Source organism: Halorussus pelagicus, assembly GCF_004087835.1.
Lineage (GTDB): Archaea > Halobacteriota > Halobacteria > Halobacteriales > Haladaptataceae > Halorussus > Halorussus pelagicus.
The window spans coordinates 2,552,000-2,568,249 of record NZ_CP035119.1 but is presented as its reverse complement, the minus strand read 5'-3'; the positions used below and the strand labels follow the sequence as shown (position 1 = coordinate 2,568,249).

General features: G+C 62.5%; 14 protein-coding genes. 4 read left to right on the top strand and 10 right to left on the bottom strand.

All coding sequences use genetic code 11. The annotated features are described in order from the left end of the window. Nucleotides 1-2: 2 nt before the first annotated feature. Both EP007_RS12980 and EP007_RS18280 read right to left on the bottom strand, forming a co-directional pair. Nucleotides 3-2,021 carry a type II secretion system F family protein gene (locus tag EP007_RS12980; protein ID WP_128478056.1) on the bottom strand — a complete coding sequence of 673 codons (2,019 nt, stop codon included), beginning with the start codon at nucleotides 2,019-2,021 and terminating at the stop codon, nucleotides 3-5. Further along, the gene (locus tag EP007_RS18280; RefSeq protein ID WP_368408078.1) at nucleotides 2,018-6,277 is read right to left on the bottom strand and encodes a type II/IV secretion system ATPase subunit; all 4,260 of its coding nucleotides are present in this window, start codon (nucleotides 6,275-6,277) and stop codon (nucleotides 2,018-2,020) included. The genes EP007_RS12980 and EP007_RS18280 overlap by 4 nt, the downstream gene beginning before the upstream one ends. Before the next feature lie 330 nt (nucleotides 6,278-6,607). Here EP007_RS18280 and EP007_RS12970 point away from each other — a divergent pair, with 330 nt between their 5' ends. The 4 genes from EP007_RS12970 to EP007_RS12955 all read left to right on the top strand — a co-directional run bounded on the left by EP007_RS12970 (nucleotide 6,608) and on the right by EP007_RS12955 (nucleotide 8,140). Beyond that, a complete protein-coding gene (locus EP007_RS12970; RefSeq protein ID WP_128478055.1) occupies nucleotides 6,608-6,988 on the top strand; it encodes a hypothetical protein in 381 nt (126 codons plus the stop codon). 143 nt (nucleotides 6,989-7,131) lie between these two features. Further along, nucleotides 7,132-7,383 carry a hypothetical protein gene (locus tag EP007_RS12965; RefSeq protein WP_128478054.1) on the top strand — a complete coding sequence of 84 codons (252 nt, stop codon included), beginning with the start codon at nucleotides 7,132-7,134 and terminating at the stop codon, nucleotides 7,381-7,383. 2 nt (nucleotides 7,384-7,385) lie between these two features. Beyond that, complete coding sequence (locus EP007_RS12960; RefSeq protein ID WP_128478053.1) at nucleotides 7,386-7,919, top strand: hypothetical protein; 534 nt, start codon at nucleotides 7,386-7,388, stop codon at nucleotides 7,917-7,919. Between the two features lie 8 nt (nucleotides 7,920-7,927). Continuing rightward, the gene (locus tag EP007_RS12955) at nucleotides 7,928-8,140 is read left to right on the top strand and encodes a hypothetical protein (protein WP_128478052.1); all 213 of its coding nucleotides are present in this window, start codon (nucleotides 7,928-7,930) and stop codon (nucleotides 8,138-8,140) included. A gap of 6 nt (nucleotides 8,141-8,146) precedes the next feature. Here EP007_RS12955 and EP007_RS12950 read toward each other — a convergent pair whose 3' ends face one another. The 8 genes from EP007_RS12950 to EP007_RS12915 form a co-directional block, all read right to left on the bottom strand. Continuing rightward, nucleotides 8,147-8,407 carry a hypothetical protein gene (locus EP007_RS12950; protein ID WP_128478051.1) on the bottom strand — a complete coding sequence of 87 codons (261 nt, stop codon included), beginning with the start codon at nucleotides 8,405-8,407 and terminating at the stop codon, nucleotides 8,147-8,149. Between the two features lie 68 nt (nucleotides 8,408-8,475). After that, entirely contained in the window at nucleotides 8,476-8,922 is a 447-nt protein-coding gene (locus tag EP007_RS12945) for a hypothetical protein (protein WP_128478050.1), read from the bottom strand. Beyond that, nucleotides 8,915-9,394 carry a hypothetical protein gene (locus EP007_RS12940; protein WP_128478049.1) on the bottom strand — a complete coding sequence of 160 codons (480 nt, stop codon included), beginning with the start codon at nucleotides 9,392-9,394 and terminating at the stop codon, nucleotides 8,915-8,917. Before EP007_RS12940 ends, EP007_RS12945 begins: the two co-directional genes overlap by 8 nt. Before the next feature lie 182 nt (nucleotides 9,395-9,576). Beyond that, nucleotides 9,577-10,938, bottom strand: a complete 1,362-nt coding sequence (locus EP007_RS12935; protein WP_128478048.1) for an oligopeptide/dipeptide ABC transporter ATP-binding protein — start codon at nucleotides 10,936-10,938, stop codon at nucleotides 9,577-9,579. Further along, nucleotides 10,914-12,059: an ABC transporter ATP-binding protein gene (locus EP007_RS12930; protein WP_128478047.1), complete on the bottom strand. Its 1,146-nt coding sequence runs from the start codon at nucleotides 12,057-12,059 to the stop codon at nucleotides 10,914-10,916. Before EP007_RS12930 ends, EP007_RS12935 begins: the two co-directional genes overlap by 25 nt. 1 nt (nucleotide 12,060) lies before the next feature. Beyond that, the gene (locus EP007_RS12925) at nucleotides 12,061-13,020 is read right to left on the bottom strand and encodes an ABC transporter permease (protein WP_128478046.1); all 960 of its coding nucleotides are present in this window, start codon (nucleotides 13,018-13,020) and stop codon (nucleotides 12,061-12,063) included. Beyond that, nucleotides 13,020-14,009: an ABC transporter permease gene (locus tag EP007_RS12920; RefSeq protein WP_243700386.1), complete on the bottom strand. Its 990-nt coding sequence runs from the start codon at nucleotides 14,007-14,009 to the stop codon at nucleotides 13,020-13,022. Before EP007_RS12920 ends, EP007_RS12925 begins: the two co-directional genes overlap by 1 nt. A gap of 194 nt (nucleotides 14,010-14,203) precedes the next feature. Then, entirely contained in the window at nucleotides 14,204-16,249 is a 2,046-nt protein-coding gene (locus EP007_RS12915) for an ABC transporter substrate-binding protein (RefSeq protein WP_166035576.1), read from the bottom strand. Nucleotide 16,250: the final 1 nt, after the last annotated feature.

Sequence of the window (16,250 nt, the reverse complement as noted above, 5' to 3'; positions counted from 1 at the left end):
GGTCAGATGAACGCGAAGGTGACGAGCGCGACGGTCGGTAGCACGACGGCGAACTTCACGCCGGACAGCAGCGACGCATCGCGGATATAGCCCGCGATGAACCCCGAGAGTATCGCTTGCAGGGTCACGGCGTGGAAAAACAGCATCGACAGCAGTTTCGTGTCGATGCCGCCGCCGAACTGCGAGGCCCCCGCTCCGTCGCCCGAGGAGGCCTGTCCCGCGAGTCCGGCCATCACGTCGAGGAACCTCACCTTCAGGATGGCCATCACCGCGAGCAGGGTGAGGTAGGTCATGATGATGATGACGACCTGCATCCGCGAGCGGGACTTGCGCTCGCGGGCGATGTCGTCCTGATTCTCGCTGGCTTGGGCCGCCGTCGAGAGGACCGCCGTAATCCGGCTGGAGGCCTCCTGAGCTTTGGAGACGAGCTTCACGGTCCGTGCGAGGCGCGGGATGTGATAGCGGTTGTTGAACTCGATGAGCGCGGGCTTCAGCCCCATCCCGTACTCGACCTTCGCGTGAATCACGTCGAACTCGTCGGCCAGCTTTCCCGACGAAGTGTCGGCGACGGTCCGGATGGATTCGAGCAGCGTGAGGCCGGTGTCGTTGGCCGACGAGAGCTTTCGCAGATTGTCCGAGAGTTTGCTGACGACCGCCTGCCGGGACCGGACGTTCCACGTATGGAAAATCGCCAGCGGCAGGAAGTTGACGTACACCGGGACGTAGACGTAGATGAACGTGCCCCAGATGGGTCGAGCGACCATCTGCTGGAACGTCCGGGGCGCGGTCCCGGTCCAGACCGCGTTACCGACTAGCACCAGCGACGCCGGGAACGTGAGACCGAGGATGAACAGCGGATGGTCCCGAAAGAAGACGTGCGGTTGCTTGAGCAACTCGACGGTCTCGTAGGTTCCCTCGCGGCTTTTGATGCGGTCGAAGACCGAGAAGTCGCCGACGTAGCGCTCGATGAGACCGAGGTGGAGCAGGCCCGCGCCCGTCGATGCTTCGAGTCGGTCGCCGCCGTCCGAGGGATTGAGATAGCCGTCACCGGGTTCGTCCTGTTTGACCGTCGAGACCAGCACGAGGAACCCGACGCCGGTCAGGGGAATCAGGCCGTACACCGTCGCGTAGAGCATCGACTCTTGGGCCTCCCCGAGCATCGACATGATGACGAGGATGATGATGAGGAGCAGGGGGAACAACGAGAGGGTCATATACATCTCGCCGAACAGCTCCAGCGTCTCCAAGGTCATCTCCTGTTGCTGTTTGGCGGTCCGCATGTGCTTGTCCTTCTTGTCGTCAAGGAAGTCACTCATGTCGCCGCCGGAGTTGACGATGGAGAGCATGTCGGTGAGAAACTGGCTCAGTTCGTCGCTCGGCGTCTCAATCGCCCGCGTCTGGATGGCGGTCCGGTAGTCGGTGTCGAAATACTCGGTCTCTTGGACGATGGACTGGAACTCGTGGGACACCTCGCCGTACGTGTCGTCGGCCTTCGCCATCGCCTCCAGAATTTCGAGTTGGTTCAGCCCGCCGACCGAGAGAGCGTACATGAACGAGATGGCGTCGGGCAGGAGCATGTTTATCTCTCGCTCGCGCTCGCTGGCCCGCATGTACGGAATCCCGACGACGATGCCGAAGCCAATGGCGAAGCCTATCGCGCCGAATATCAGCCCGCTGACCGCGACCAGCGAGGGAATCTTGAACGTCTTGATTATCCACGCGACGGTTTGGTTGGGCACCGGCACGCCGATGAGAATGCCCACCTCGACGACGCCGGTCACGAACAGCACGTAGCCGACGAACGTGCCGAGCAACCAGAGGACGACGCCCGCGAGGACGCCGACCGCCAGCCCCCGCGAGAGGTAGAGTTCCACGGTGTCGGCCATCCGCGCCTCCGCGAGTTTCGTCTCCACGTCGGCCACGAAGTCGCCGTCCTCGTCGAAGAGGTAGTCGAAGAGGGGGTAGAACGCGTCGGCCAGCGCGTCGGCCGACCGCTCGGGACTGGACGCTCCGTGGCTCATGCGTCCTCCTCGTCGTCAGATGACCGATTCTCGTCGCCATCGAACGCGGCCTCGAAGTCGCCGAACGACTCGTCTCCCTCCGGCGCATCTGCCGCCGTAGACTCGCCGGAATTGGCGTCGGCGCGGTCGTCGCCGACCGCGCCCTCTTCGCCCTCGTCGTACTCCTCCTCGTCGTACTCGTCGGGGAAGCTTCCGAGTTCTCCGGCCTCGTTGATGTTCCGAACGCTGTCTTCCGGGCCGACCGACTCGGTGTCTCGGACTCGCTCGTCGTCGCCCCGGTCGGCGTCAGGCGAGTCGCTTGTTTCGGAAGTCTCCGAGTCGTCGCCTTCCGAATCGCTTCGGGTCGGCCGGTCGCCCGCGCCGGGTTCGGCCTCGATTTCATCGGGGGCGTCGGTGGGTTCGGCCGACTTCGCCAGCGCGACTGCGAGACCGTCCACGTTGGCGTCGGCCCCGCGGTAGTCGTCCAAGAGTCGGTCCTCGGCCTCCGCGAGGATGCCCTTGGCGAGTTCGTAGGTCTCCTCGGAGGGGTCCGGGCGAGGCACCATCTCTTCTTTCTTGGGGTCCACGTCGATTTGGACGCTCTCCATCTCCCGGAGGTCCTCCAAGCTATCTTCCAGTTTCTCGTTGGCAACGAGCGTCAGGATGGTCTCGGGGTCGTTGATGAACGCCTGCACCGTCGCGGCGACCTGCGTGTACTCGTTGAGACTGTTCCTGATGAGGTACGCGAGGATGACCCGGCGCTTGAGAATCTCGTCCTCCAGTCGCTCGTGGTCCCACCCGCGGTCGAACATGATGTCCTCCATCGTGTTCGACCCCGAGAGGCGCATGAACTCGTCGTCCTCTGCGCGCCACTGGAAGATGTCTTGAACGTTGATTTCGTCGTTCTCGGCGCTGTACTCGTTGATTTCCGTGAGCGACTTGTTCCGGCGGACCTTGCTCCCCTGCACTCGCGTCTGGGTCTGGATGGAGACCAAATCGAGCGCCGTGAACAGCGTCTTCGAGACGTTGATGGGTTCGGTGGTGAACCGCTTTAGCACCTCACCGACAGTGTCGGCGTGGAACGTGGTGTAGGTCGTGTGGCCCGTGGACATGACCTGAAAGAGTGTGCGGCCCTCCTCGCCGCGAATCTCGCCCATCACGATGTAGTCGGGTCGTTGGCGGAGCGCGGCTTCCAGCAAGTCGAACTCGTCCACGTCTCCCTTGTCGTCGTCGCTGAACGACGGCCGGGTGACCGACGCAATCCAGTTGCGCTGTGGCAGTTCGACCTCGCGGGTGTCCTCGATGGAGACGATTTTCGTGTTCGACGGGATGAACAGCGAGACGGCGTTCAGGCTGGTGGTCTTGCCCGACGCTGTGCCTCCGGCGAAGATGAGCGACTTGTGGTTCTCGATGGCGAGCCACATGAACGCCATCTCCTCCAGCGAGAACGTGTTCCAGTTCACGAGGTCCACGGGGGTGAACGGCACGTCCTTGAACTGCCGGATGGTGTAGTTGGTGCCGTGGTCGCTGACCTCGCGGCCGAGCGTCAACTGGGCGCGAGAGCCGTCGGGCAGGGTGGCGTCCACCTGCGGTTCGCGCTTGCTGATGCCCTTGCCCGAGCGCTGGGCCATCTTGACCACGAAGTCGTCCAGTTCGCTCTCGCCGTGATAGACGTTCGTGATGACCTGCTCGTAGTCGGTGTGATAGACGAACACCGGCGAGTTGTAGCCGTCACAGGAGATGTCCTCGACGTTGATGTCGTGTTTGATGCCGTCGATTCGCTCGTAGCCCACGAAGTCCCGCCGGAGGTAGTAGAGTAGTTTCTCGGTCTGGTACTCCGAGAGGTCGTCGTTGTCCTCCTCGATGAGGACCGGTTCGGGCCGGACCATGATGCCGTCGAGACCGCCCGACTCGTCGGGTTCCAGTTCCTCGATTTTGGCTTCGACCGCGGCCCGGACCTGCTCGCGCAGCGTCCCTTCCGCCTCGAAGTCGAGGTCGATATACTCGTCGAGTCGGACTGTGGGTTCGGCGTCCTCGTCCGCGCTCGCGGGCAGATCGCTCTCGGCCTCGGCGTCGGCTTTCTTCGTCGCGGGCAGGTCTTCGTCCACAGTTTCGACATCCCCGCCTGCGGTTTCGGCGTTACCTGCGGTCTCGTCGGAGGGGGTATCGGACGATTCGGGAGATTCCTGTTTGTCGGGTGACTCCGACGATTCCGGTTCGTCGGACGATTCCGGTTCGTCGGGAGTCTCAGCGGTTTCGGGGTCGCTATCGGCGTTCGCGTCCGAGTCGTCGCCGACCGTCCCGCCGTCCGCCGCGACATCCTCGTCGTCGGTCTCGGCGTCCGTCGAGGGGTCGCTCTCGCCGTCCGGTGACGGTTCGGGTTCTCTCTCTGCCTCGACTTCCGACGCTTCGCCGTCGGCCGCCGCCTCGGCGGCGGCCTTCTCGGAATCCTCGCCGTCGCGTTCGCGGTCTTCCGCGTCGCGCTCGGCGCTCGCGTCGGCCTTTCGCTCGCGGCGCTCCTTGATGTACTCCCGGAGCGGTTGGACCGCGGCGTCGGTCTCCTCGCGGAGGCGTTCGAGGTAGGCGCTCACCGCGTCTCTGGTTTCGTCGTAGCGGTCGAGCAGTTCCTGCAACTGCTCGGCGCGCTCGCCGTCGTTCTCGGCGTAGAGGTCGTAGCGCGCGAGCAGTTGCAGGGTCTCGCGTTGGATTACGTCGCCGCGCTCTTCCTCCTCGGCGTCTACGACCACGTCGTCGCTGGAGTATTTGATGGACGACCGGAGCTTCTTCGTCAGGAACTCCGTGAGGTCGTCCTCGATGGGGGTGCAGTACGGTTCGACGAGGTAGTATTTCGTCTCGTTCTCCTTGGCGGAGTGGAAGATGACGACGAACGAGTAGGGCTTGTTGACCCAGTAGCGGTCGGTCTCCCGGAAGTGCTGTTTTTTCGGGAGCGAGACCTCCTTTTCGAGGTCGTAGCGATTGACCACCGTGGTGTGGCCCTCCACCGTCGAGAAGAAGGCGTCCTCGTCCAACTCCTCGGGCACGTCGAGGGTGCGCTCGTCCTCAACCTCCAGCATGTGTTCGGCGTTGGCCGCGCCCTGCGCGAGTCGCTGTTCGAGGTCTTCCTCGGGGAACCCGAGCCACTCTTCCTTCTCGAAGCGGTCGATTTCTCCCTCGTCGTCGCGGGGTCGCTCGGGCGCGGTAACGTCGGTGTCGGTGTAGTAGTATTCGTACTTGAAGTGTTCCCAGTAGTACCTCCCCTTCGTGACCGGCGTGGTCGCGGGGTCGAGCCACGCCTCGAACGACGCACTCACGTCGGTAACTGCCGTTCCGACCTCGAAGACGCTGGCCGAGAAGTCGTCGTGACCGAGCCACTCGCTCCGGTCGAAGGGGACGACTTCGCCCGACTCGTCGCGCGGGAGCGCCATCCCCTCCTCGGCTTCGTCGTAGTAATACTCGTAGCGGAAATGCTCCCAGAGGTACTCGCCGAGCGCGACCGGCGTCTCCTCCGGGTCGAGGAACGCCTCGAAGTAGGCGCTGAGTCCCGCGGCGGTCTCGGTCCCGTCTCGGACGCGCTCGCCGGTTTCGCCGGGGTCGTGGCCGAGGAACTGCTCGGCCTCGAAGGGCTGGGGCTTGCCCCGCCAGTTGGTCGGCGGACCGCCGTCCTCGTAGAAGAACTCCGATTTGAACTCCTCCCAGTCGTACTCGTCGACCGTGACCCCCGCGCTGGCAAGTTTTTCGTCGCTGATATCGAGCGAGCGCGGTCCGTCAGTCTCCTCGGAATCGCCTTCAGGGTTGGTCTCTCCTTCGCCTGAGTCGTCGTCTTCGGACTCGCTGCCTCCGGCCTCGTCGTCTTCGGACTCGTTGCCCCTGGATTCGTCGGCGTCTCCGCCGTCAGCGTCGGTCTCGCCGGTCTCGGAATCGACTTCGGAACTCTCGCCGGTCCCGGAATCGTCGTCCGCGATTTCGGATTCGTCGCCGGTCGCCGAGTCGTCCGCGCCGTCGAGGTCCCCGTCGTCCGTCGAATCGCTTTCAGCGTCCGAATCGTCTCCGGAGTCCGTGTCGTCGGCGTCCGCCTCCGCTTCGGGCGAGTCCACATAGCCGGACGCTCCGCGGTCGGTGGCGTCGGAGACGCTTTCCTCGGCGTCCTCGTCCGCTGGCGCGCTCTCGGACCCCGAGTCGTCGTGCGCGTCTCCCTCGCTCCCGTCGCGGTCCGGTCGTTGCCCGTCCGACCGTTCGTTTCCCGGCGATTTCTCGTCGCCGTCCCGCTCGTCGCTCATTGGCTACTCCCCTCGCCTAATGACGCAAAAAACCTCGTAACAGAGAGAAGATACGTCGCCATAGTTTAGCATACATGCTCAATGGGAGGTTAATCAAAATTGTGGCCGACAGGATACGTAGTTGATACGTCTGGCACGGTCGGCTGACACCGTCAGCCGCCGAATTACGATTCGACTTATCTAGTAGCATCGATTACCTTTTCGGCGACTCGACCGTCGAGTAACGCGACGTTTCTCGACGGCACTCGTCTTACGCGATTACATCGAAAACGTCGCCGTTCTCGTCGAAAAATCGGAAGGCGTAACTTACGTGCCTTGCTACCTTTAGTCGTGCTTTCAGTACGGTTCTTGGCGATGGTGAGCACGACCCTGCTCGTGGTCGGCGCGCTCCTCGTGGGCGAGGCGCTTCACGGCGGCGTCGTGACCGGGCAGGCACCCCTGACCTCGCCGTACGTCGTCGTCCGAGTCGTTCTTGGCGGACTCTTCATCGCACTCGGCTACCGATTTCGGACGCCGGTCGAAGACTACGTGGACGTACCCTCGGGCGACCCCAACCGGTCCGGCGAGTCCGAAGAGCCGTCGCCCGACCCCGACCAGTCCGGCGACTTCGACCCCGAGATGTCGCCGCTCGGCGGCGACGGTCTCGAACACGTCGAGACCGACGACGGCGATACCCGCGACGCCCGTGCCGACCGCGACACCAGCGAATAGCGACCGTTCGGAGCGTTTTTCTCGGGATTTTCCGCCGTCTCTATCGAACTCCATCGCTCCGGAGAGGAGAGGCAACTGGCGGCCGATTCGATACGCGACTGAAAGTGCGGAAGTTTTAACCTTGGCGAATAATACCACAAACCATGGCGATACGCGAACAAGTCCCGAAACCCCTACGCGGTCCGGCGGGTTTTGCATCGTTGGCAGTCATGCTTCTCGGGGTCGTAATCGGATACATCCTCATCACGACGGGTATCACCCTCTATTTCAACCTCGACCCCATCGAGCAGGGAGCGGTCACTAGCTTCGAGGCACTCGCAGTAACCGGCGTCGGCGTCGGTACGCTGGCCGTCGGCTATCTCGGGTGGCGCGGCTTCAACTACTTCGCTTACTAACCATGCCAACCGACGTTCGCACACACCCCGACGCACCCGATCTCGAACAGTTGCAGAACCTCGTCCTCGAACCGATTTCGCAGGACGAAATTCGCCGCCGCCGTGAGAACGGCGAGACGCTGGCTGAAGACCTAATCAACGACCGTGGAGACCTCGACGTTCGCGCGCCGATGAGCGAGGAACCCGGCGAACCCGTTGACGGCGACGTGGGAACCGCGCTGTACCGACTGGTCCAGCTGTTCGGCACGCCGACGTTCCCCGAGTACATGGCGGGCGAGGACATCAGCGACCGCTGCGAGAGGACCTACAAGTACCTCTTCCGAGTCAAGCTTGACGACGACGTGGCGGACCTCCCCGACGAGTGGCTGATAACCGTCGGCGACTGGAAAGTGGAAGTCGGCGTCGGCGTCTGCGAGTGGCGCGACGAGGACTCGGAGTTCACCGCCGACACGCAGGTCGCGCTGACCTCGATGGCGCTCGTCCAGAACGTCACGGCCGAACCGGTCGAGTGCGATTACAAGGAGATCTGGTACTGACTCGGCGCATGGACGACCCGAAGGAATCGGTGTACGTCTGGTTGACCGACGAGCGAAACCGGACGATGCTGCTGTTCGCGTTGGCGGCGGGACTGGGTCTCACCAGTCTGGCTTTCTTCTTCCTCGGCAGTTCGAACTCCCCGACGCGAACCGAGTTCTCGCTCCTCGTCGCCGCGATGGTCGTTGTGTTCTACATGACGCTCCGGACGAACGTCTTCTGACCGACCTCACTGTCCGGTCAACCAGTGCATCAGGGCGAACGCCACGGCGAGCGACGCCATGAGGAGTCCGGCGAACACCGGCACGATGGCCGAGTAAGCGTAGAGTCCGATCCAGTGGCCGCCGTAGGCCGCGGCGATGAATCCCGGCACAGAGACCACCAGAAACAGCGACGAGAGGTATCCGGCGAGCGTCGGGTCGTCGCCGTGGCTGGCGTACGTGCCCTCCTCGCGGACCGTCTTCTCGCGCTGTGGCGTGTTCTTCGGCACGGGATGACGTAGCGCGGGACGGCGTATAAATTTCGGGATACGAATCGAGCGGGGCATCGTCGCGCGCGTCAGGTCTCGAAGTACCCGCCGACAATCAGCGCGCCGAAGTACGTTCCGTAGAACGTGATCACGTAGGGTGGCAGGCCGCTAGCGAGCGCCTCGCCGATCATCTTCGGCAGGAGGAGGTCGCGGGTGAACGGCGCGTAGCTGTGGACCCAGAGCGGCGCGATCCACGCGAGGACCTGAACGGCAAGCCCGACCAGCACCGCGACGAGCGAGAGACTGATACTCTCCGTGAGGTCGTCCGCGAGGAAGTGGGCGTACGCGCCCGCGACGCCGACGAGAGCGAGCGCCCACATCTCGGTGACACCCCACGGCAGAAAATGGTCTTTGAGAAACATGAACACGCCAGTTCCGGCGACGACGCCGATGAGCGACCCGAGCACGAGCAGTCGGAGTCGTCCCCGAATCGCCCCGAATCCGAACCGCGTCCCCGAGAGCGTCCGTTCAGCCATCCGTCTCCTCCGTGATCTCGATTTCGGTGCGCTGGTCGCGTATCGACCCCTCAAGTTGTCCCGTCACGACGACGCTGCCCGCCTCGACGGCTTCGGCGGCCCGCTCGCGGTGTTTTTCCGGGACGCTAATCCGGGCGGCCACGGTCCGGGTCTCGCCCGCGGGAATCGTCGTCTCTTCGACCTGATTCCCGGTGCCGGTCAGTTGCGTCCCGTCGGCTTTTCCGTAGAGTCGGCCGTAAGATGCCGTGAACTCGGCCCGCGTCGGATTGCGGACCGCTATCTCGACGACGAGCTGTTCGCGGTCCTCCGAGAGCGTCACGTCGGTCGCAGTCGCATCCATGCTGACCGTGTTCATCACGGCGAGATGCCCCGAGAACGTCGGAACGAACAACGCCACGGCGACGAGCGCGACGAGCAGAAACGACCCCAGCGTAATCGGTTTTCGGGGCCGCGGTAACGTTCGGTCTGCCATAAGTTACCACAACTACCACACTGCGGAAAGATAAGCGTTTTCGAAATCCGTGAAGAATCGACCGGAGCGACCGGAAACCCGCTCCGCGAGTCCGCGAACGCGGAGTCCGTGCGAATGTCGCTTGCCGGAGTTCGTCGCCTGCGGTCAGCCTGCGCTCGGTCGCCTGTGGTCAGCCATCGCGGTCAGTCGTCCGCGCCCGGCGCTTTCGGCGTCTGCGCTGCACTCTCGTAGAGATGACACGCGGTTATCTGCGGTCCGGCCTCGCGGAGGTCGGGGTGGTCGTGTTCACAGATCGTTTGGAACTCGCCGTCGAGAGCGTCGCGCGCGCCCTCGTAGTCGCTCTGGACGACGCGCTCGGCGGCCTCCCGAATCGCCGTCTCGGCCGCTTGAGGCAGGTCCAACGTCTCGATATCTATCCGACTCCCGGTCTCGGAGGCGGGGCGGTGTTCCTCCGGAAGTTCGAGCGACAGGCCGTGTTCCATCAACTCCTCGGCGGCGCGACCGCTCGCGGTCTCGGGACTGGTCTCTACGTCCTCCGGCCCGAGTTGTTCGCTCAATACCTTCCGCTTGAACTGGAACGCTCGCCGGAACGCAGGTTGGCTACCGGACCAGTCCTGAGGCGGGATGATCTTCGAACACCGCGGATGGAACCGACAGCCGGAGGGCGGGTTTCGCGGGTTGGGGACCTCGCCCGTCACGTTCGCGCGGCGTCGCTCGGCGTCTGGCGCAACCTCCGGCACCGCGTCGAACAGCGCCTCGGTGTAGGGGTGTTTGGGGTTCATCACCACCTCGTCGGTCGGTCCCTGCTCGATAACGTCGCCGAGATACATGATGGCGGTCCGGTCGCACATGTACCGGATGAGCGAGAGGTCGTGGCTGATGAACACGTAGGTCAGGCCGTACTCGTCCTGCAACTCCTTCATCAGGTTCAACACGCCCGCCCGGATAGACACGTCGAGCATCGAGACGGGTTCGTCACAGACCACGAAGTCGGGGTTGACGACCAGCGCCCGCGCGATGGCGACGCGCTGGAGTTCGCCGCCGGAGAGTTCCTTGGGGAACTCGTTGAGGTACGCCTCGGCTGGCGAGAGACCGACCTCGTTGAGCACCTCGATGACGCGTTCGCGGCGCTCGCTGTAGCCGTCGTGCATGTCGTTGATGCGGAGCGGTTCCACGACCGACTGGAAGACGGTCATCCGCGGGTTGAGGCTCTCGAAGGGGTCCTGAAAGATCATCTGGACCCGCTTTCGGAACTCCTCTTCTTCGTCGTTGGACATCTCGGTGATGTCGTTGCCGTCGAAGTGAATGCTCCCCTTTGTCGGTTCGTAGAGCTGAACGAGCAGTTTGCCCAGCGTGGTCTTTCCACAGCCGGACTCGCCCGCGATACCCATGATGTCGCCCTCGTTGATGGTGAGCGATACGTCGTCAACTGCTTTCACGGGTGTGGGTTCGTTGCCCATCAGGCGGTCTACGATCCCCTGAGACATCCCGAACCATTTCGAGAGATTTTCGACTTCGATCAGTGGGTCTGCGTTTCTGTCCATATTTCCTCCTTGGCTGCGTCTTCGCGCATTCGTTCGAGGTCGTCAATTTGGTAACACGCCGACCGATGTGCGTGGCGGTCGGTGGCTTCGGTTCGCGTCCCGTCCTCGGCGGCGTCAACGTCGTACATCGGCGGGTGTTCGGTGTGACACTCGTCGGTCACGAACGGACACCGGTCGGCGAACCGACAGCCTTTGCCGGGGTCGAGTAGCGTCGGCGGTGACCCCGGAATCGAGACCAACTGCTCTTGTTCCTGTTTGACCGTCGGGAAGGAGTTTTTCAACCCGAGCGTGTAGGGGTTGGCGGCGTCTTCGAGAACTTCGCGCTTGGGACCGCTCTCCATCATCTTGCCGCCGTACATCACGCCGAGTTTGTCACAGATTTCGGCCATGACGCTGATGTCGTGGCTGATGACGAGGATGGAGACATCGAACTCCTCCTGTAGCTCTTCGAGTTCCTCAAGGATTCGGTCCTGAATGATAACGTCGAGCGCCGTCGTCGGCTCGTCGGCGATGAGCATATCCGGATTGCACGCCATCGCCATGGCGATGACCGCGCGCTGTTTCATCCCGCCCGAATACTCGTGGGCGTAGTCGTCGGCCCGTTCGGGTTCGATGCCGACCCGTTCGAGCAGGTCGCGGGCGCGCTCGTCGGCCTCCTCTCGGGACGTGTTCGGTTCGTGTCGGAGGATGGCCTCGATAATCTGGTCGCCGACCTTGTAGACGGGATTGAGCGCGTTCATCGCGCTCTGGGGAATCAGCGCGATGTTGCGCCACCGGATGTCCCGAATGTCTTGGTCGTCCAGTTCCGAGAGGTCGGTCATCCCGTCCTCGCGGACGGGGTACTGGTCGTCCTCGATTATCTCGCGGCGGGCGTTCCCGCTCTCGTCTTCCCACCGCGGGAGCGTGCCGTCGAACCAGATTTCGCCGCTCTCGACGGAGCCGTTCGAGTCGAGCAACTGGATGAGCGACTTGCCGAGCGTCGTCTTGCCACAGCCCGACTCGCCGACGAGACCGAACGTCTCGCCGTGTTCGACGTTGAAGTCCACTTCGTCAACGGCGTGGACTTTCGACTCGCCAGCGTCGTATCGCACCGAGAGATCGTTAACTTCGAGTAATGACATTTCAGCTGTCCTCCTGCGGGTTGGTCACGTCCTCCATCGAGAAGCCGACGAAGTAGAACGCCGCCGCGACGAGCATGATACAGACGCCCGGCGGGATGAGCCACCACCACGCCTCGAAGACGTATCCACCCGACTTGATGTTCTGGAGCATCAGTCCCCACGAGTTGGCGGTGAAGTCCGCCAGTCCGAGGTACGCCAGCGACGCCTGCGCGATGATGGCTGTCGCGGCGTCCTGCGCGAGGAAGACGAACGCCAGCGGCAGGACGTTGGGCATGATGTGTCGGAACACGATTCGCGTGTCGCTCGCGCCCGCGACCTTTGCGGACTCGACGTACGACCGCTCCTTCAGCGAGAGCGTCGCGCCACGGATGACGATGCAGTTGTTGAGCCACGACGTGACCGCGATGCCGAGGATGATGTTCGTCGTCGTGATACCCCGAATCGCCACGAGGACGATGAGGAACGGCAGGAACGGCAGGCCGAACATCACGTCAACGATGCGCTGGATGATCTCGTCGATCCATGTGTTTCCGTAGAAGCCACTGATGAGTCCGAGCGGAACGCCCACGAGACTCGACAGTAGACCGGCCGCGAAGCCGATGTACAGCGCGTCGTCGGCCGCATGGATGATGAGCGTCAGAATGCCCTCTCCGCCGTAGTTCGTTCCGAGCGGTGCCCAGAACGGGTCGCCGAACGCGGGCGGATGCGGGAGCGATTCGGACTGCTCGGCCGTCATCCGTCCGGGTTCGGTCCCGAGATACGCCCGCCACTCCAGCGAGTGGGGCGCGAAGAAGTCGGGGAACAGCGCCCAGAGGATGAACACCACCATGATGACGACGCCCAGCACGCCCATCTTCTCGGCGGTAAATCGGTCCCAACCGCGACGGAACCGCTCGATGCGTGGTCGCCAGCGCTCCTTCAGCGAGTCGAACTGCGAGGAGCTTTCGGTCTCCGTGGACATTACGAGTCACCTCCGAACTTGATCCGCGGGTCGAGATACGTGTACGCGATGTCGGTCAGGAGTCGCATGACGATGATGAGGATGGCGAGCATGAAGAACGCCGCTTGCGAGACCGGGTAGTCTCGACTCAGCACCGAGGTGACGATGACCTGTCCGAGACCCGGCCAACTGAACACGTTCTCGATGATGACGCTCCCGTCGAGCAGGAACGCGAGACCGACGATGGCTTGGGTCGCCACCGGAATCAGCGCGTTTCGCGCCGCGTGTTTTATCATCACGGTCCGTTCGCTCAGGCCCTTGGCCTGCGCGAGGAACACGTAGTCCTCGCTGGTGACGTTGTTCATCTCCGGACGCATGACCAGCATCGCACCGACCCACGAGACGAATGCGATGCTGATGAGCGGAAGCGTGATGTGTTTGAGAACGTCGAAGATGATGTTCATCACGGTCCAGTCGAACTCGGCGAACTTCGTGAACATGTAGGTACTCGGAAACCAGCCGAGTTCGTAGTTGAACAGCCAGATGAACAACCACGCCAGCCAGAAGGCTGGCATCGAGTACACCGCAAGACTCGACGTGAAGATGGTCTTGTCCTTCCGAGTGCCGCGCCACCAGCCGAGGTACATCCCGACGAGCGGGCCGATGATGAACTGGGCGATGAACGCCGCGCCGAAGAGGACTAACGTCCGCGGAAGACGACTGATGATAACGTCCCAGACGGGTGCCTTGTACGTCGGCGACCGACCGAAGTTACCGGTCTGGTAGTTAATCATGAAGTCGAGGTACTGGCTCCAAATCGGTTCGTTGAGACCCCACGTCCGGCGTAGTTGCTGGATGTCCGCTTGGTCTAGCTCCGGGGTAATCATCGAGGAGATGAACGACCCCGGCATGCTCCGGATGAGGACGAACAGCAGCGACATGATGACAAGCAGGGTCAGGTAGGAGACGACCAACCGCTTGCCGAGGTATCGTGCGCTAATTCGTGTCATATTTTGTATTCGGTTACCATTTGCTCGCTTGTTTTAACTGCGACTCTGGCAAATACGTGAGATTCATTGTGGAGGTTCGTTATCAATGTGATGATTTACCACGGCAAAGCACCCCCTCGAATCAACCACTCGCTAGTATTCGAATGGTGTTCTCGTCGGACGAAAACGAAGTTCGAGAGGGAGTAGCGACCGTGCTACTCTTTCAGGTGGATGTTGTTGATCTCCGAGCCGAACGAGGCGTACGGCGGGTCCACGAGGTTCGAGATGAATCCGCCGAACTTCTGGTCGTTGACCGGCCAGCGCATCTTCTCGTAGTGCATCAGGAAGTACGGCATGTCGAGGTAGATACGCTCCAACGCTTTCGCCGTCGTCTTATTCCGCTTCTCGGGGTCCAACTCCTTCCGAGCCGTCGAGAGGAAGTCGTCGGCACTGCCGCCGGAGAGACCGTAGCCCGTGGAGTTGTACATGAAGCTCTCGTCGTTGCCGTCCGAGAGGTCGTCGGCGTTGTCGCTGTGGAAGAACGAGTAGGCCGAACTGCCGAACGGTCCGGTGCCGCCCCAGCCCATCGGGTACACGTCGAAGTCTTCCTCGTTGTAGACTCTCGAAGACATCGTGTTGAACGAGAGCGCTTGGGTCTTCACCGGGATGCCGAGTTGCTTGAGGTTGTCCACCAATCGCTGGATTGCCTTGGCCTCTTTCGGCGTGTTCTTCGGCGGGTCGATGAAGAAGGTAATCGGTTCGCCGTCCATGACCTCGGGAATGGTCTTGCCGCCCACGCGAATCTCCTTGTCGGCTCCGTCGTAGTCTTTCAGGACGCTAGACTGGACGCTACCGAACGAGTAGTCGTACTTGGCTTCCGACTGGCTCGCACTGACGCCCGAGAGACTGCCGGGGTAGTCTTTCCCCGCGTAGGTGCCTTCCGAGCCGTCGATGACCTTGCCCTCGGTGAGGAAGTTGCGGACGGCCTCCACGTCGGGAACTGCCGCCTCCTTGTTCCGGAAGTCGAAGGCTTCGGTCGCCGGGTGGGTCGAGACTTCGTCTTCGCCCGCGAACTGGAAGTCGGGGCGAGGTCTGGCGTATCCGGGCGTCTGGGCGAAGTCGCCCTTGACCACGTAGCCCTGTTTCAGGCGGTTGACCCAGTAGTGTTCGTCGAACATGAACGCTATCGCCTGTTTGAACCCAACGTCGTCGAGCGGTTTGCGACGGCCGTTGAAACCGAGGTAGCTGAACCCGCTGGAGACCCCGTTGATGAGGCTCATGCCGTCCGTATTTTTCACCTTCTCGATCTTGGACGTAGACATCGAGCCGTAGTGGGTGTCGATTTCGCCCTGCAGGAAGGCGTTGGTCATTGCGGTCTTGCTACCGTAGACCTTGAAGTTGACCTTGTCGAGGAACGGACCGCCAGCGATGAGCTGGTCGTGTTCCTGCTTCCAGTCGAGGGTACTGAGGGTCTCGAAGTAGTTGTCGTGGTCGAAGACGATCTGCATCGAGGTGTCCGGGTCGAACTTCGTGAGGTGGGCCGGACCGAGACCGACGGGACCGTTTTCGTTCTCTTCCATCGGGCTGTACTGCTGGTAGTCTTTGCCCTCCCACTTGTGTTTGGGCAGGAACGGGAGACCGCCGAGGGTGTCGGTTTCCCAGTAGCCGATGGGCTGAGAGAGATCAATGCGGAAGTCCCAGTCGCTGTCTGAGGCCTCTTCGATGCTCTCTATCGGCTCGACGACGGAGGCGTAGTTCCCCGGCTCGTTCTCCATGCAGTACCGGTAGGTGAACAGAACGTCCTCCTTGGTGAAGTCCTCGCCGTCGTTCCACTTCAGCCCCTCCCGCATGTCGAAGAAGACGCTCGGCTTGTCGCCCTCCTCGATGCTCCAGTCGGTGAAGACATTCGGTTGAACCGACTGATCGACGGGGTCGAGTTCGGTACCGAACTCGTACACGCGGTTCAGCGCGACGGCGGCATACACCCCACTGCTCGTGAGCATGTTCGCCGTGTCCGGCTTAGAGGACATCCCGTAGACGAGCGTCCCGCCGCGCTCGATGTCTTCGGCGGACTGGTCGCTCTCGGTGGGAGTCGCTTCGGTCGTCTCGTTTCCGCCGTCGTCAGTCGTGGCGTCGTTCGAGTCGTCGCCACCACTGCTACAGCCTGCAAGAGAGAGGGCAACGGCACCAGCACCACTCGCTTTCAGAAACTTACGTCGGCTATCGTTCGTACCATCCGATCGGTTGCGCCGGTGTGGCATA

Excerpts from the sequence above, each read along its gene's own strand:
- EP007_RS12980 (WP_128478056.1), bottom strand. The coding sequence starts at position 2,021 with ATGAGCCACGGAGCGTCCAGTCCCGAGCGGTCGGCCGACGCGCTGGCC.
- EP007_RS18280 (WP_368408078.1), bottom strand. The coding sequence starts at position 6,277 with ATGAGCGACGAGCGGGACGGCGACGAGAAATCGCCGGGAAACGAACGG.
- EP007_RS12965 (WP_128478054.1), top strand. The coding sequence starts at position 7,132 with ATGGCGATACGCGAACAAGTCCCGAAACCCCTACGCGGTCCGGCGGGT.
- EP007_RS12960 (WP_128478053.1), top strand. The coding sequence starts at position 7,386 with ATGCCAACCGACGTTCGCACACACCCCGACGCACCCGATCTCGAACAG.
- EP007_RS12955 (WP_128478052.1), top strand. The coding sequence starts at position 7,928 with ATGGACGACCCGAAGGAATCGGTGTACGTCTGGTTGACCGACGAGCGA.
- EP007_RS12945 (WP_128478050.1), bottom strand. The coding sequence starts at position 8,922 with ATGGCTGAACGGACGCTCTCGGGGACGCGGTTCGGATTCGGGGCGATT.
- EP007_RS12940 (WP_128478049.1), bottom strand. The coding sequence starts at position 9,394 with ATGGCAGACCGAACGTTACCGCGGCCCCGAAAACCGATTACGCTGGGG.
- EP007_RS12935 (WP_128478048.1), bottom strand. The coding sequence starts at position 10,938 with ATGGACAGAAACGCAGACCCACTGATCGAAGTCGAAAATCTCTCGAAA.
- EP007_RS12930 (WP_128478047.1), bottom strand. The coding sequence starts at position 12,059 with ATGTCATTACTCGAAGTTAACGATCTCTCGGTGCGATACGACGCTGGC.
- EP007_RS12925 (WP_128478046.1), bottom strand. The coding sequence starts at position 13,020 with ATGTCCACGGAGACCGAAAGCTCCTCGCAGTTCGACTCGCTGAAGGAG.
- EP007_RS12920 (WP_243700386.1), bottom strand. The coding sequence starts at position 14,009 with ATGACACGAATTAGCGCACGATACCTCGGCAAGCGGTTGGTCGTCTCC.
- EP007_RS12915 (WP_166035576.1), bottom strand. The coding sequence starts at position 16,249 with ATGCCACACCGGCGCAACCGATCGGATGGTACGAACGATAGCCGACGT.